Raw genomic sequence first — 16,359 nt, 5'->3', positions numbered from 1 at the left:
GCGACCGTTCTGCGGCCTTCGCATCGACAGCGCCAATAAGCGGAGTCCCACATCCTACTCCTTGCGTCCATTGGGAGGGGTCGTTGTGAACCAAGCATTACTGCCCGGGCTTGTGGGAAAGCCGATCCAGTGCATCTAGAAGCGCAGTGGCGGCACCGCCACGCTCGTCGGCGGACATCAGCTCCGGTTCAAGTTCCAGCCTGAAGTGCGGCAGCTCGGTTCGAACGGCGCGACAAGCGCCCGCCAGATTGGCCTTCAGATCGATGACGCGGTAGGTGGCGACTGGATAGGCGATCCCCTTGACCTGGACGTGCCCCATCTCCTCGCAATCGATCGTGTCCTTCACTTGCGCAAACGTCTCGTAGGAAATGAGGATGGCCCCCGGCGCCGCCTCCTGTTCCAGGCGCGAGGCGAGATTCACGGCGCCGCCGATTATCGTGTAGTCCATCCGGTCCTCGCTGCCGAAGTTACCGACGGTGCAGTAGTCGGTATGGATGCCGATGCGGCAGCGCAGTGGTGTTTCGATCCCCATGTCCCGCCAGACTTCGGCAAGCTCGCTGATCCGCTTTTGCATGGCAAGCGCCATCTGTACGCAAGCCAGCGCGTCCTCCTTGACGCCGCGCGTCTCAGGGTCGCCGAAAAACATCAGGATCGCGTCGCCGACGTACTTGTCGATCGTGGCACCATGATCCGACGCGATTTTCGACATTTCCGTCAGGTAGTGATTGAGGAGCTGGGTGAGATCCTCGGACTCCATCTTGTCGGTGGTCTCGGTAAAGCCGGCAATGTCGGAGAAGCATATGGTCAGCTTCTTGCGCTGACTGGCGATTCTAACGTCTTGGCGGCCGGTGAATATCGAGCTGTACACTTGGGGCGCCAGATATTTGGCCAGCTTGCTGGAAAGCGCCTCTAGGGCAGTGGACTTCTCGGCGAGGTTCTCCTCCCTTTGCTTCAGCTCGGTGATGTCCGAATAGACGGCGACCGTGCCGCCGGCGCTGATCCGCCGCTCGCTTACCATGATCCATCGTCCGTCGCCCCGCCGCTGCACCCATGGTTCGCCAGGGTTGCGGTGCCGCCACAGGCGCTCAGCAACCCACTCATCGACCCGCCCCTCGGCATCCCTTATGTAGCCGCGCTCGGCGGATCGGCGAATGATCTCCTCGAATGCCGTGCCAGGGGTTAGCTCGGCCTCCAGACCGGCGTATAGCAGTTCGCGGTAGCGGCTGTTGCTAAGGACAAGCCAGTCCTCTCTGTCATAGAGAGCGAAACCTTCGGAAATGCTTTCGATGGCATCGACTAGCCGCTGACGCGCTTCTGCAACGTCGCGCAGATTCTTTTCCTCGACCTCGACAGCGGTATCCCGGAAGAGGCTCAGCGCCTCGGCCATGCGGCCGATTTCGTCGCTGCCCGCGGCCGGCAGCGGCGCACGAAGATCGCCGCCCGCGATCGCGAGCATGCCCTGGCTCACCGCTCCCAGACGGGCGAGAAGGCTGCGGTCGACATAGAGCCAGACGACCAGAACCGAGATCAACAGGCTGAGAAAGGCGGAGCCGAGGACAACGCCGGTGCCGAAGCGCTGGACGCGCGCGGCTTCGCGACCGGAGGCAGCAATCTCGCGGTCGGCTGCTGCGACAAGACGGTCGACGGCAGCGGTGAGACTGCGCGACAGCCGATTGTTTTCGGCCAGAAGCTTTTCGCCCTGCGCGAGGACCGCAAGCTCATCCTCCCGTGCCTTCGGGATGCTGTTCTCACCATCGGTTAGGGCCTTGAACTCGTCCACCCGCTGCCGGAAACGGGTCTGCAGCTTTTCGTCGATCTCCGAGGAAGCCGTTTCCAGAGCGGCAAGCGAGCGGCGCAGCGGAAAGAGGATCAACGCCAGGTCGCCCCGCGTCGGCGCGGTCGCGGCCTTCACCAGCGCGTCGTTGACTGCCGAGATCTCCAGCAGCGCCTTCTGCTGGGGGATGTAAGCCGCAATCGCCTGGACCAGGTCGGCCATTGCCGCTGCGCGTCGATCGGGCGACAGCGACGTATCGGCCGCGAACGCCCGCCATTGCGGGAGCCTAGAATCCATCACCAGGATGCCGGTGGCCAGAAGGCGGTGGCTTCCGGTCGTCGTCGCGGCGAGGCGGTTCAGGAGCTCCTCCTTGCGGGCGACCACATCGAGCCGCGCGACAACCAGAGAGTCGAGCTCCTTCAGGTTGCGCCTCAGAACAACCGCGGCTTCCTCGATCTCAGCCAAAGGCACTGTGCCCAGCGTGGCATCCCTGAGGTCCGTGCGCAGAGCCTCGAGGCGGGACATCTCGAGCGCGACGGCGCTCGAGACCTCGCTGTGCTGAGCCCTGCTTGTCGCCGCCAGCACCGATGGCGCGGCAGCAGCGACCCGTTCGGCCTGGCGCGACAGCTGGAGGGAGGCCAGCGCCGACGGCACCCGATCCGTGGTAATTCGGTCGACGACGTCGCCGACTTGGAGGAAGGCATAAAGCGCAGCAGCGGTTGCCAGCACCGCAAGGGCGCTGATCCCGAAAAAGGCGAGCAACAGCCGGCCGCGTATGCCGAGGCGTTCAAGCATCGCGGTGAGTCGGAACAATCGAGCCACACTGGTCTGCATCAGACTAGATGTCTCAGGCGGCACGCCGGCGTTCGGCGAACCCTATTCAACCGGCACGTACTCCCCGCCCCGCCAGACGTACCAAACCCAGCTCTGTCTCGTGAGGTCGCCCTTGTCGTCGAAATCGACCCGGCCAATGACGGTGTCGAATTCCTGTTCGTGCAGTGTCGCGATGACCGCCTTCGGCTCCAGCGAACCTGCCTTCGCGACCGCCTGGGCCCAGACCTGGACCGCACAGTAGCTCAACAGCGTGTAGCCCGCGGGCTCGAAGTTCTCCGCACGGAACTGCTCCACGATCGCGGCCGCGCCGGCATTTCGCCGCGGGTCCGCCGGGAAGGTGAACAGGGTTCCCTCCGCCGCTGAGCCTGCGATCAGGGCAAATTCCTCGGTAGCCAAGGCATCTCCGGATATGAGCTGAACCGTGTAGCCACGGTCGTGTGCAGCGCGAGCAATCAGCGCAACCTCGGCATGATACCCACCCACATACAAGACTGAGACGCCGGCGGTCTGCAACGCAGCGACCTCGGCTGAATAGTCGTCCTTCCCTGGCGTGTATGCGTCGTAAACAGCTTCAGTCACGCCCCGTTTGTTCAGCTGCTTCCTAGTCTCGTCGGCGAGACCCTTCCCATAGGTCGAATTGTCGTGAAGGATTGCAATCTTCTTGTCGCCCCAACGATCGGCAAGGTAGTTGCCGGCGATGAAGCCTTGCGCATCGTCGCGGCCAATGGTGCGGAAGACATTGCCACGGCCCTGTTCGGTCAACTGCGGATTGGTCGAGCCTGGGGATATTTCGACGACGCCCGCCTCCTCGTACACTTTTGATGCGGGGATCGAGGCCCCGGAGCAATAATGCCCGACGACGAGCACCACCCCGTCGGCCACCAGCTTCTGGGCGGCCGCGACCGCTTGCTCGGGATCGCAGAAATCGTCGACCGAAATGAGCCTCACCTTCTGGCCGAGCACGCCGCCCGCCGCGTTGACGTCGGCCACCGCCATCTCCGCGCCGCGCTGTCCCTGCTCGCCGATCCAGGCAAGCCGTCCTGTCATCGCAGCCGATACCCCGATCAGCACCTCAGCCCTCGCGGAACTGAACACGGCCGCGAGAATTACGATCGCTATGGCGATGATACGGTGCATGTGTGCACCCCTTGTAGACAGTAGCTTACGCCAATCCCGTCAGAGCCGACAGCCCCTTCGGCAAGCGCGAGTGTCTCGGATGTTATTGCAGTGCAATTGGCGAAGCGATCGAATGGCGTGTCATAACTTCGTTCGCTGAGGTCGGAATCGCGCGCCAAATCCAGACATCCACTGGCCGGGGTGAACATCGTGATTGGGTCAGGTCATGACGATGCCAACGCCGAGCATCATATCCGCTCTTGAAGATCCGCAGCTTGAAGCTGCCAGTCCGGTGTCGGCCCATCCCGTCCATTCCAGAACTAGTGGCGAATGATCGCGCCGCCCTGCTCGCCATCCCCCTTGCCAACCTCCCCACCTTCCCCTAGTCTCCCTCTGAGAAAACCTTTTCCCAAATCGCCCGCACCTGCTGACCTCACCCGTCATCACCGCGCAGGGCGATAAGAGAAAACCTTTTCCCAACCAGGGGGATGCGCCTCGATCCATGTCCGCCGACGCCGAGCCAGCGCCAGTTTCCGCCAAGACGCCGGTCACGCTGCGCGAGGTGGCGGCCGCGGCGGGCGTCAGCGTGGCGACGGCGTCCAAAGCGCTGAACGGGCAGGGGCGCATGACCGCCGAGACGCGCGAGCGCATCCGTGAGGTGGCGCGGCTGCTCGGCTTCCGGCCGAACCACCTGGCGCAGAGCCTGTTGCGCAAGCGCAGCTTCACCGTCGGGCTGCTCACCAACGATACCTATGGCCGCTTCTCGCTGCCGCTGATGGCCGGCGTTTCGGATGCGCTGGTCGACAATGGCGTTTCGGTGTTCCTGTGCAATGTCGAGGACGACACAAGGCTCGGCCAGTTGCATGTCGAGGCGATGCTCGACAAGCGCGTCGACGGCATCATCGCCACGGGAAAACGCATCGACCGCCATCTGCCGGTCGATCTCTCCAATCTGCGCGTTCCTGTCGTCTATGCCTTCACCCAGCCGGATCCCGGCGCGGTCGGCCTCGTTTCCGACGATGCCGGCGGCGCGCGCCTGGCGGTCGAGCACTTTTTGCGGCTCGGGCGCCGCCGCATCGCCCACGTCAGCGGCCCGGCGAGCTTCGCGGTGGTGCACACGCGGGCGCAGGCCTACCGGGACGTGCTCGAGGAGCACGGCTTGCCCGTCAGCGAGCCGCTGCTTGGGGCCTGGTCGGAAGCCTGGGGCCACGAAGCGGTCGCAAAACTGTTCGGCAAGGCGGACAGGGAAGGCTGGCCGGACGCCGTCTTCTGCGGCAACGACCAGATCGCGCGCGGCGTCATCGACGCGCTGCGCGAACGCGGCATCCGCGTGCCCGACGATGTCGGCGTCATCGGCTTCGACAATTGGGAGATCGTGGCCGAGGCGACGCGCCCGCCGCTCACGTCCGTCGACATGAACCTGGCGACGCTCGGCCGCGAGGCCGGGCTCGCTTTGCTTTCGCTCGTGGGCGGCCAGCCGGCCGCGCCGGGCATCAGGAAACTGCCGTGCCGGCTGGTGGTGCGTCAGTCATGCGGCCGTCCGCTGGGCGGCTGAGGCATCAAACGAAACGGCCGTCGCGCAACGGCCAAACCGGGAGGAGAACCATGAGGAGGAATACCGTGAAGACCTTGATTGCCAAGCTGGCTTTGGCCGCGGCCGTGATCGGCGGCGGCCTGCAGGCGGCGTCCGCCGAGACCGCCAACATCTGGGTGCGCGCCGACGGCTCGAATTTCATGCCGCGCATCGTCGACGCTTTCAACAAGGCGCATAAGGACCAGATCAAGCTCGACATCATCCCTAATGCCGAGATCATCCCGAAATATGGCGCCGCCGCCGCCGGCGGCACCGCGCCCGACGCGCTGTCGCTCGACCTGATCTACACGCCGTCCTTCGCCGCCGCCGGCCAGCTCGAGGACATCACCGACTGGGCGAAATCCTTGCCCTATTTTTCGAGCCTGTCGCCGGCGCATGTGAAGACCGGCACCCATAAGGGCCGCATCTACGGCCTGCCGTTCTCGGCCGATTCCTCGGTTCTGATCTGGAACAAGAAGCTGTTCAAGCAGGCCGGCCTCGACCCCGAGAAGGGGCCGACCAACTGGGCAGAGATCGAAGCCGACGCCGAGAAGGTCAACGCGCTCGGCGGCGACATCAAGGGCTTCTACTTCTCCGGCAATTGCGGCGGCTGCAACATCTTCACCTTCACGCCGCTGATCTGGGCCTCCGGCGGCGACATCCTCTCCGAGGACGGCTCGAAGGCGACGCTGGACAGCCCGCAGCTGCGCGGCGCGATCGACCTCTACCGCTCTATGGTCAAGAAGGGGATGGTCCCTGAAGGCGCGCAGACCGACACCGGCGCCAACTTCTTCGCCGCCTTTGCCGGCGGCAAGATCGGCATCTCGCCGTCCGGCGCCTTCGCCATCGGCGCGCTCAACACGCAATATCCGGATATCGACTACGGCATCACCTTCCTGCCCGGCAAGGATGGCGGCTGGTCGTCCTTTGCCGGCGGCGACAATTTCGTCGTCACCAAGGGCACCAAGAAGGTCGCCGTGGTGAAGGAGTTTTTGGACTTCGCCTATTCGCTGGAGGGCCAGACCATCCTCGCCAAATATGGCAGCCTGCCGGTGCGCGGCGACATCGCCAAGGAAGCGCTCAAGGATCTCGACCCGCGCTACCAGGTGGCGGCCGAGGCGATGGCCAAGGGCCGCACGCCCTACACGGTGGTGTTCAACGACCTGATCAACTCCGCCAACGGCCCGTGGACGCAGATGGTCAACGAGGTGTTCTTCGGCGACGATGTCGACGGCGCCATTTCGAATGCGCAGGAGACCATGCAGTCGATCATCGACCAGGCGCCGCAGAAATAGCGCCAGCCAAAACCTCCCCCTTGAGGGGAGGTCGGACCGAAGGTCCGGGTGGGGTCGTCTCGGCAGCGCTCGACGTTCTTTTGCGTTGGCGCGCGTCGCGGGCGACCCCACCCCCGGCCTTTCGGCTGGACCCTCCCCTCAAGGGGGAGGGGGACGCAGCGCCAACGAGAGACCCGCATGACCACCATCACCGCAACCTCGGCACCCGCCCGCGCCCGAACACGGGCCGGCGTCAGCCGCCGGCAATGGGTGGGCCTGCTCTACGTCCTGCCGGCCGTCGCCTTCGTTGTCGTCTTCTTTGTCATCCCGCTCGGCATGACGGCGTGGATGTCGCTCAACAACTGGCCGCTGATGGGTGAGCATGCCTTCATCGGCCTCGACAATTATTTTGCCATCCTGCGCGACACCCGCTTCTGGAACGCGCTCAAATTCACCGCCTATTACACGGTGATCGTCACCATCGCGATCTTCGCAGTCGCCTTTCCGCTGGCGATTTTCATCGAGCGCCCGCGCCCGCTGACCAATCTCTACCGCACCGCCTTCTTCATGCCGGCGGTGGTGGGCTTCGCCTCGGCGAGCCTGCTCTGGTCGTGGCTCTTGAATGTCGATTCCGGCCTGTTCAGCCCGACCGCCTTCGACCTCGGCCTGACCGGGAAAAAGGTCAATCTTCTGGCCACCTTCCAGCCGGCCTTCTGGTCGATCATCGCCATGGTGGTCTGGAAGGTCGCCGGCTTCACCATGATCATCCTGATGACTGGCCTGCAGTCGATCCCGCAGGATCTGCAGGAGGCCGCGGTCATCGATGGCGCCGGCCCGTTCGCCAGGTTCAGAGCGATCACGCTGCCGCTGATGCGCCGCACGCTGGCGCTGGCGCTGATCCTATCGGTCGCCGGCTCCATCCTCGCCTTCGACCAGTTCTACATCATCCTGCGCGGCGGCCCGCGCAACCAGACGCTGACGGCGGTCTACTGGATCTTCAACCAGTCCTTCGTCTCGTTCAAGCTCGGCTACGGCGCTGCACTTTCGATGGTGCTCTTGGTCATCCTGGTGGCGCTCAGCCTCATCCAGCTCTGGCTGCTGCGCAAGCCCGAGGGGCTCGACTGATGGCGGGGGCGATGTCGCAGAACCGGAAAGCGGCCTTCAGCCACGCCAGGCATTCCACCGGCATCATCGCCTCGGTGCTGTTCCTGGCGCCGATCGTGTGGACCGTGCTCTCCACCTTCAAGCCGGCGCAGGAGGCGCGCCAGCCGCCGCTGCCGCCCTGGCCGACCACCGGCTTCTCGGTCGAGAATTATCAGACGTTGAACAGCTTCGGCGACGGGCTTTGGGCCTCGGCGCAGAACAGCATCTACGTCTCGGCGATGACGGTGATCCTGTCCGTTCTGGTCAGCGTGCTGGCCGGCTACGGCTTCTCCCGTTTCCGCTTTCCGTTCAGGGACTTCTTCTTCGTCCTCATCCTGTCGACGATCATGATCCCGTTCCAGTCGATCCTGACGCCGATCTTTCTCGTGCTGACCAGGCTCGGCCTGCACAACACGCTGACAGGTCTGGTCTGCGTTTATGTCACGCTGCAGCTGCCGTTCTCGATCTTCATGATGCGCAATGCCTTCGACGCCGTGCCGCGCGAGATCGAGGAGGCGGCGCGCATGGACGGCGCCAACAACGTCACCATGCTGGTCAAGGTGATGCTGCCGCTGGTCTGGCCGGGTGTGGTCACCATCGCGCTGTTCGCGTTCCTCGGCGCCTGGAACGAGTTCCTGGCGGCACTGGTGCTGATGACCGACCAGTCCAAATTCACCCTGCCGGTGATGATGACCGCGCTGCAGTCCGGCCGCTTCGGCGCCATCGACTGGGGCGCCGTGCAGGCGGGCGATGACCGCGCTGCAGTCCGGCCGCTTCGGCGCCATCGACTGGGGCGCCGTGCAGGCGGGCGTCACCGTGATGATGGTGCCCTGCCTGATCCTCTTCCTGGCGCTGCAGCGCTTCTACATCCGCGGCCTGATGGCCGGGGCCGTCAAGTGATTTCCCGCATTCGAATGGAGTGACGTTCATGACCGCACCGCAACCCGCCGCAACCGAGGCCAGCAAGGCCGCCAAGCTGAAGCTCGCCTTCCGGCCGTTGCCCGTGCCGCAGGTCGACGTCCGCGGCTTCTGGGGCGACCGTGTCGACGCGGTTGCCGCTAAGACCGCCGGCATCCTCTACGACCGCTGCGTCGAGGCGCGCATGCTGGAGCAGATCGATCCGGACCGGCCGTCGCCGGGCGTCGTCATTCCCTTCCATGTCAGCGACGGTTTTACCGCGCGCACCGTGACGACGCAGATGTTCTGGGATTCCGACTGGGGCAAGACGATCGAGACCGCGGCCTATTCGCTCTACCGGCGCCGCAATCCCGATCTGGAAAGGAAGATCGACGCCGTCATCGACATGTACGGCAAGCTGCAGCAGGAGGATGGCTATCTCTCGAGCTGGTACCAGCGCATCCAGCCCGGCCTGCGCTGGACCAATCTGCGCGACTGCCATGAGCTCTACTGCGCCGGCCATCTGATCGAGGGCGCGGTCGCTTACTTTCAGGCGACGGGAAAACGCAAGCTGCTCGATATCATGAGCCGCTATGCCGACCACATCGCCGACACTTTCGGCCCCGAGCCCGGCAAGCGGAAGGGCTATTGCGGCCACGAGGAGATCGAGCTGGCGCTGGTCAAGCTCGCCCGCGTCACCGGCAACGAGAAATATATGAAGCTGGCAAAATACTTCATCGACCAGCGCGGGCAGCAGCCGCACTACTTCGACGAGGAGGCGCTGGCGCGCGGCGCCGACCCCAAGGACTTTCACTTCAAGACCTACGAATACAACCAGTCGCACAAGCCGGTGCGCGAGCAGGACAAGGTCGTCGGCCATGCAGTGCGGGCGATGTATCTCTATTCCGGCATGGCCGACATCGCGACCGAATATGGCGACGACACGCTGAAGGCGGCGCTCGAGCGGTTGTGGGACGATCTCACGACGAAAAGCCTCTACGTCACCGGCGGTCTCGGTCCGTCGGCCGACAACGAAGGCTTCACCAACGATTACGACCTGCCCAACGAGACCGCTTATGCCGAGACCTGCGCTTCGGTCGGCCTGGTGTTCTGGGCGAGCCGCATGCTCGGCATGGGGCCGAACGCCCGCTACGCCGACATGATGGAGCGCGCCCTCTATAACGGCTCGATCTCGGGCCTGTCGCTCGACGGTTCGCTGTTCTTCTACGAGAATCCGCTGGAGAGCCGCGGCGGCCATCATCGCTGGAAATGGCATCGCTGCCCGTGCTGCCCGCCCAATATCGGCCGCATGGTGGCGTCGATCGGCAGCTATTTCTACGGCCTCGCCGACGATGCGTTGGCAGTCCATCTTTATGGCGACTCGACCGCCCGCTTCGAGATCGCCGGCCGGCCGGTCAGCCTCGTCCAGACCAGCAACTATCCCTGGGACGGCGCGGTCGCGATCGAGATCGAGGCGGAGGCGCCGATTGCGTTCACGCTTTACCTGCGCGTGCCTGCCTGGTGCCGCAACGCGGCGCTCAGGGTGAACGGCAAGATGGTCGATCTCGATGCGGCGAGCGACGGCTATGCCGCGATCCGGCGCGAGTGGCGCCAGGGCGACCGGGTCGAGCTCGACCTCGAAATGTCGATGGCCCGGCTCTTCGCCAACCCGCATGTGCGCCAGGATATCGGCCGCGTCGCGCTCGCGCGCGGCCCGCTGATCTACTGCGTCGAGGAAACCGACAATGGCGGTGGGCTGCACCGCATCGCTCTGCCGCGTGAGGCCAAGCTGGAAGCGCATTCCGAGCCGAACCTGCTCGGCGGCGTCGTCACGCTCTCGGCCATCGGCAGCAGGACCGAGACGGACAACTGGGGCAGCGATCTCTACCGCTCCGAACTCCCGGCCACGGAAGAGACGAAGCTCAAGGCTGTCCCGTATTTCGCCTGGGACAACCGCGATCCCGGCGAGATGCTGGTCTGGCTGCGGGAAGGGTAGGGCGGCCGGCGCTGCATCCGCATCGGGCGTGGTGCAGCGCTCGCCGTGCTTTGATCAAAGGCGCGGCAGGCCTATTGAGGCCCTGTCGCCGGAATGTGTCGATCGACGTTCATGCTGACTTCCGTCACCAGCTTGCGGCGCAGAGCCGTGATGTAGTCGCGCGGCCCCGTGGGCGAAATTACGAAAGCCTGGGAGCCGCCGATGACGGACTGCGCAAAGTAGGACGCCAGCGGCTGCCCGGGGTCCTCGTCGTCCGTTGGAATGGCGATCGCGTTGATCGTGTATCCCTTGGCGATGGCATTCTGCCGGCTCGGCTGAACGGGCAGTCCGTCATTGTTCTCGCCGTTGGAAGAGATATCGATCACCTTCTTCATCGCATTGCCCGGAAACCGGTCGAGCAGAAGGCTTCCGACATCGATGGCCGCCGAAACCGATGTTCCGCCGCGGCCCCGGCGGAGATAGCCGGTGTCGCCGTTCGTCCTGATCACCGACGCCGCTGCCTTGGCGTCTTCCAGGCCGCAGATACGTGTCCACGGCAGCACGGTGCGTGAGTGACCTGGACTTGACCATTCGAAATAGGCCACGCCGATGCAACCGATATAGTTCTGGGTGATGGCGCTGATGATCTCGGGCGAGGTGAGCGCCGCGGCATGTCCTTCGCGCTGAAGATCGGCGATCTTGGGATCGATAGACGATGAGAAGTCCACGGCGAACACGACCGCGACGTCGACGTTCAGCACCGCACCATCGACGTTGGCGGCATGCGCGGTCGGTGCCCAAAACGCCATGGCGGCGAGCGCCGCCAGTCTCAGCAATGAATTGGCCCGCTGTCCCGTCCCGGAGTGAGACCCGGGGCCCGATTCCTGATGATGGCGTCCAACCATGTTACCCTCCATTCTCAACGACAAATCGTTTTTCGAAGCGGTCGACTGCGGCTGGCAGGACGAGTGAGGGCGTTACCGGGAAGGGTCATGGAATGCCTCCTCGTGACCTGGATTGACGGTAGTGCCCCAACCCGCCGGGGCGGCTGCAAAGGCGCGGGCCGGCATGTCGGAAGTGCTGGGGTCGGTTCGCAACGGCAGGCGTGCCGCCGGCGTTCGGTTCGACATCGCGACCGAAAGGATCGAGCCGAGAATGATCGCCGCGCCCAACGCGCCTACGGCAGAAGACCGCTCGCCAAGGAAGATCGCCGCACCCATGGCGCCGAAGACGCTTTCGGCACTGACGATCACGGCAGCATGGCTGGCGGAGGTGAAGCGCAGGGCGGCAATCAGTACGCCGAAGGCGACCGCGGTCGAGAAAACCCCGAGCACCAAGAGTTCAGGGGCAGCCTCGGAAGCCGCTGCGAATGACAGGTTGCCGTGCACCGCCCCGAGCGGAAGGGCGAAGGCCGCTGCGCCGAGGAACTGTGCGGCCGCGGCCGTGAGCGGACGCGCATGGGCCTGCATGTGCCGGCCAAAGCTCGACCGTCCAGAGCGCATAGCAGCCGGCCGACAGGACAGCGGTGATATCCCCGCTGCTGAGCCCGGCGATCCCACCTGAAAGAAACAGGCAGCCGACGACGGTCGATCCGGCCGCAAGTATGAGACCCGTCTTCGGACGCTCGCCCATGAGCAGCCAGGCGGCCAGCGGCGTTATCACCGTTGCCGTGCTGATCAGGAAGCTTGCGTTGGTGACGGTGGCGCCAAGATAGCAGAGCTGCTGCAGTACGATGGAGACGGCAAACAGCGCGACCACCCGAGCCAGGCTGGAAAAATGGCCGGCGCCGGCAGGCAGCCGCCGTTCCGTCAGGACGAAGGGCAGCACAAGCAGCCCCCCGATCAGGCAGCGCAGGCCAACAGCGCTCAGCGCATCGAGGTGATCGAGCACCATCTTCTGCGCCACGTTCCCGAAGCCCCACAAAGCGGCGGCGAAAAGGAGCAGCAAGTTGGCTGTGAGCTTTGACATCCGCCGCACCCCCGGAGCGGAAACCCATGGCGGGTTTCAGCTTTCACTAATTCAGCGAAGCCTAATTGGTGTATCGTCATGGCAGCGCTTGGGGCCGGGGCGGCGGAGTTTCCGCAGCGTTAGTTTTGAGTTAGAATTTCGTGATTCTGAAAAGCTGTTTAAGCAAATGCGAAATGGGGCAGGCGTCGCCGGCAGCAAAGTCTCACTCTTCGGCGGTTTCCAGATTGAAAAGGAAGCTGGCGGTCCGGTTTGGCTGACCGGAAAGCGAGGCCCGGCGATCCTCGCCTATCTGGCCCGCTGTCCGGGCATGGCGGCACCACGGGAGAGGCTGGCTGACCTTCTGTGGAGCGATAGCGACAATGAGCACTCGCGCAACAGCTTGCGGCAAACACTGAGCGTCCTGCGCCGGGATCTGTCGCGAGCAGGCATGGATATCGTCCATTCCCACAAGGAGCTGATCGGCCTTGCACCGGACGCGGTGTGGGTTGACGTGGAGGATTTTGAAACCGGTCTTTTAGCCCGTTCCGCTCAGGAACTCCAAACGGCTCTGGCACTTTACACCGGGCCATTTCTCGACGGGTTTTACCTGGGCAGCAATGCTTTCGATGATTGGGCGGCATCGGAACGCGAAAGGCTGCTGAACCGTGCTCTTGAGTCCTTCGAGAGGCTCGCGCGCCTCGTCGACGCTGAAAACGGGCTGGTCGTGGCGGATCGAATTCTGGCCATGGAACCGACGCGGGAAGAGTCCTATCGGCTGAAGATGGAACTGCTCATTGCCTGCGGTCAGCGAGACAAGGCCCTGCGAACGTTCGAAGCTTGCAGAAGCGTGTTGAAGAAGGAATTCGGTGTCGACGTCAGCCCGGAGACCCGAGCGCTTTGGCAATCCCTGTCTTCCGCCGATACTTCGCCAAGTCAGCAGCCTGCAAATGCGGTTCCGGCCGGCCAGCGCCTCGGGCGTCCATCCATCAGTGTCGGCGACTTCGCCAATTTGACGGGAGAGCGAGGCGACGACTTCTTCGCCAAGGGTCTCGTTCATGACATCACCACGGCCCTCTCCGAGGTGGCCAACTATGTCGTTCTCTCGGGGCTCCCGCACTTGGAGAGCGGCGAGGATTCCAAGGCGCCGACCACGCTGCGCGCCCGCTATACGCTCAGCGGCAGCATCCAGAGGTCCGGGGATGAACTGAGGGTGAACGTCCAGCTTGTCGACGCTGCCGGTGGTCACAATGTCTGGGCCCAGAAATTCGACGGCCATTCGGAGAACGCGCTCGAATTCCAGGACAGGATCGCACAGTCGGTTGTGCTGGCGGTCAGTCTCGAACTTCAACTGACCAACTGGAAGGTTCGCGACAAGAGCCCGGCGGGCGTTCCAGAGGTGCGCTGGTTGGTGAATGAAGCGCTGATGAAGTACTTCGAGATGACCAGGGACTCGCTGCTGGAGTCGAAGGAACTCGCCGAGAAGGCGCTGTTGATTGCGCCGGAAAATGCTCGGGCAAAGCGGACATTGTCCATCGCGACGACCATGGGGCTCGCATTCGGCGCGCTGCCTGGCAAGCGGGAGCATGTCGACAACGCGATCCGGCTTGCCGAAGATTCCGTGATGGCTGTGCCGGACGATGAAATCGCCCGCTGCGTTCTGTCTTTTGCCTATTTGTGTGACGGCCGGATCGACGAGGCAATTGTCGAATGCCGCCACGCAGTCAGCCTCAACCCGAGCTATCCGAGCGGCCATGGTGATCTCGGCGAGCTTTACGGCCTGCGCGGCCAGGTGAGCGAAGCGTTGCGCTCGGCCAATGAAGCGATCCGGCTCGGCACGCACGACGTCATCGACTTCTGGCGTCACCACGGCTTGGCTGTTGCGTTCTTCGCCGGCGGCGACGACCGCCGGGCGCTCGACGTCGCCCGCAGGGTGGTCAGGACAAAGCCGGGTTTCGTCCGCGGCGCCCTTTATTGGGCGGCCGCCGCTTCGGCGACTGGCAACAATGAAGAGGCTTCACGCGCCATCCATCATTGCCTGTCGCAACTTCCATTTCTCAACCTGGGCAATGTCTGCCCCGGCTTTATGCCGCGCTATGTGAGGGACGATCATCACTTCCGGTTCCTTGAGATGCTATCGAGAGCCGGCCTTCCGAATTCCTAGAGTCTTTCACGTTTTGACGGAAGCGTATCCGGCGTTTGCGAAGTAGTTCTTGCATTCGGCTGCCTCGATGGTTTCGACGAGGTGGCCGATGTGGCGCCAGGTGTCCTCGACGGTGCGTTTCTGCGCTTGGCGCATCCAGTGTTTGATCTTGGCGAAGGCCTGCTCGATCGGATTGAGGTCCGGTGAGTAGGGCGGCAGGTACCAGAGCCTGGCGCCAGCGGCCTTGATCATCTGCCTGATGGCCGCGGACTTATGGCTTCCCAGGTTGATGGGGTGGACGCCCCCTCACGGCATCGCTGTGCCAAAGTGGTGTCGTCGATCATCACTTGAACGGAGGCGTCCATGTTGGAAGTTAACATAATCGGATTGGATCTGGCGAAGAACGTGTTCCAAGCCCACGGTTCGGATGCGTCGGGAGCTGTGTTGTTCAGGAAGAAGCTTCGCCGCGATCACGTGCTTCGGTTTCTTGCTGCTCAGCCGGCCTGCACGGTTGCCATGGAAGCGTGCGCCGGCGGCCATTACTGGGCGCGGGAGATTGCGAAGCTGGGGCACGATGTCCGGCTAATCGCTCCGGGATACGTGAAGCCTTTCGTGAAGCGGCAGAAGAACGATGCCGCTGACGCCGAAGCGATCTGCGAAGCTGCGCAACGGCCGACCATGCGATTCGTAGCGGTGAAGAGCGAAGATCAGCAAGCTACGGCTATGGTGTTTCGCGTTCGCGACCTGATGGTTCGCCAGCGGACGCAAACCATCAATGCGATACGGGGCCATCTTGCCGAGTTTGGGCTGGTGGCTGCGCAGGGCCTCTTCCATGTAGCCAAGCTTATCGCAGAGATAGAGGACAAGGATTCTACCATCCCCGAAGCCGCCCGCCAGATCCTGTCTCTGGTCGTCGAACAGCTCCGCTCCCTGGATGAGAAGGTGGCAATGCTCGACCGCGAGATTGCCCGGCGCGCCAGGAATGATGCCGAAGCCAAGCGATTGATGACCATCCCCGGCATAGGACCGATTAGCGCGACGGCTGTTGCCGCGTTGGCGCCTTCTGCCAAGACCTTCAAGAGAGGGCGCGACTTCGCGGCATGGCTCGGCCTCACGCCGCTGCAACATTCCTCAGGGGGAAAGCAGAAGCTCGGCGAAACGTCCCGAATGGGCGAGCGAACCTTGCGCCGGCTGCTGATCATCGGGGCCAGCGCTACCGTGCGCTGGGCTATGCGCAAGGGCGCGACGGCAGATCCGTGGCTCTCGCGGATGCTGAGCCGCAAGCCGCCCATGCTGGTGATCGTCGCCCTGGCCAACAAGACGGCGCGCATCGTGTGGGCCCTGATGGCCAAGGGTGGAACCTATCGGACACCAGCCTTGGCGGGATAGTCCGCTCCCCTGAGCGGGCTACCAAAGCGTGAGAAGGTCGAACGGAGAGTATGGCGCAACGGTCAACGAGACGGGATCGGGAAAACCAGATCATGGATACGCGCCTTGAGCGCGCGAGGTTGAATTGGACTCGATCCGCGAACTCCCATACGGGCCCGCGGCATGTCGAACGCCGCATCGGAGGCCGGACACATGTCAGCACCCGACCACGCTCCTCATTCTTCACAAAAGATTCTTCTTGCGCTGACGGGGGCGTCCACACATGTCCATGACGACGATATCGCCGGGCTTCAGCAC

General features: G+C 63.8%; 10 protein-coding genes and 3 pseudogenes. 7 read left to right on the top strand and 6 right to left on the bottom strand.

Features of this window, described 5'->3' with window-relative positions; genetic code table 11:
* Nucleotides 1-97 precede the first annotated feature (97 nt).
* Together AU465_RS17915 and AU465_RS17910 are read right to left on the bottom strand one after the other, a co-directional pair.
* Complete coding sequence (locus tag AU465_RS17915) at nt 98-2,569, bottom strand: adenylate/guanylate cyclase domain-containing protein (protein WP_192250520.1); 2,472 nt, start codon at nt 2,567-2,569, stop codon at nt 98-100.
* 81 nt (nt 2,570-2,650) lie between these two features.
* Nucleotides 2,651-3,745, bottom strand: a complete 1,095-nt coding sequence (locus AU465_RS17910) for a branched-chain amino acid ABC transporter substrate-binding protein (RefSeq protein ID WP_192250473.1) — start codon at nt 3,743-3,745, stop codon at nt 2,651-2,653.
* A 481-nt stretch (nt 3,746-4,226) separates the two neighbouring features.
* Here AU465_RS17910 and AU465_RS17905 point away from each other — a divergent pair, with 481 nt between their 5' ends.
* From AU465_RS17905 to AU465_RS17885, 5 genes and pseudogenes are all read left to right on the top strand, one after another.
* A complete protein-coding gene (locus AU465_RS17905) occupies nt 4,227-5,279 on the top strand; it encodes a LacI family DNA-binding transcriptional regulator (protein WP_192250470.1) in 1,053 nt (350 codons plus the stop codon).
* Nucleotides 5,280-5,329: 50 nt separating this feature from the next.
* Nucleotides 5,330-6,592: an ABC transporter substrate-binding protein gene (locus AU465_RS17900; RefSeq protein ID WP_210325146.1), complete on the top strand. Its 1,263-nt coding sequence runs from the start codon at nt 5,330-5,332 to the stop codon at nt 6,590-6,592.
* Between the two features lie 177 nt (nt 6,593-6,769).
* Nucleotides 6,770-7,696 (top strand): carbohydrate ABC transporter permease, encoded by a 927-nt coding sequence (locus AU465_RS17895; protein ID WP_192250464.1) that lies wholly within the window; start codon nt 6,770-6,772, stop codon nt 7,694-7,696.
* A pseudogene (locus AU465_RS17890) lies at nt 7,696-8,614 on the top strand (carbohydrate ABC transporter permease). Before AU465_RS17895 ends, AU465_RS17890 begins: the two are co-directional and overlap by 1 nt.
* Before the next feature lie 28 nt (nt 8,615-8,642).
* A complete protein-coding gene (locus tag AU465_RS17885; protein ID WP_192250461.1) occupies nt 8,643-10,607 on the top strand; it encodes a glycoside hydrolase family 127 protein in 1,965 nt (654 codons plus the stop codon).
* A gap of 71 nt (nt 10,608-10,678) precedes the next feature.
* On the opposite strand, the gene AU465_RS17880 is transcribed toward AU465_RS17885, so the two are convergent.
* From AU465_RS17880 to AU465_RS36625, 3 genes and pseudogenes are all read right to left on the bottom strand, one after another.
* Nucleotides 10,679-11,491, bottom strand: coding sequence for a DUF1194 domain-containing protein (locus AU465_RS17880; protein WP_192250458.1), 813 nt, complete (start codon nt 11,489-11,491; stop codon nt 10,679-10,681).
* Nucleotides 11,492-11,563: 72 nt separating this feature from the next.
* On the bottom strand, nt 11,564-12,055 hold the full coding sequence (locus AU465_RS36630) for an EamA family transporter (RefSeq protein WP_246506215.1): 492 nt from the start codon (nt 12,053-12,055) through the stop codon (nt 11,564-11,566).
* Between the two features lie 151 nt (nt 12,056-12,206).
* Nucleotides 12,207-12,479: pseudogene (locus AU465_RS36625) on the bottom strand (EamA family transporter); the annotation flags it as partial.
* Nucleotides 12,480-12,720: 241 nt separating this feature from the next.
* On the opposite strand from AU465_RS36625, the gene AU465_RS17870 reads away from it, so the two are divergent.
* Complete coding sequence (locus AU465_RS17870; protein WP_192250516.1) at nt 12,721-14,694, top strand: BTAD domain-containing putative transcriptional regulator; 1,974 nt, start codon at nt 12,721-12,723, stop codon at nt 14,692-14,694.
* Nucleotides 14,695-14,700: 6 nt separating this feature from the next.
* Here the strand turns inward: AU465_RS17870 and AU465_RS17865 are convergent.
* A pseudogene (locus AU465_RS17865) lies at nt 14,701-14,961 on the bottom strand (transposase); the annotation flags it as partial.
* Between the two features lie 75 nt (nt 14,962-15,036).
* Between AU465_RS17865 and AU465_RS17860 the strand changes: the two are divergent.
* The gene (locus tag AU465_RS17860; RefSeq protein WP_192250456.1) at nt 15,037-16,062 is read left to right on the top strand and encodes an IS110 family RNA-guided transposase; all 1,026 of its coding nucleotides are present in this window, start codon (nt 15,037-15,039) and stop codon (nt 16,060-16,062) included.
* The last annotated feature ends 297 nt before the right edge of the window (nt 16,063-16,359 follow it).

Source organism: Mesorhizobium silamurunense (genome assembly GCF_014843905.1).
GTDB lineage: Bacteria > Pseudomonadota > Alphaproteobacteria > Rhizobiales > Rhizobiaceae > Mesorhizobium > Mesorhizobium silamurunense.
This window is presented reverse-complemented; position numbering and strand designations above follow the sequence as displayed.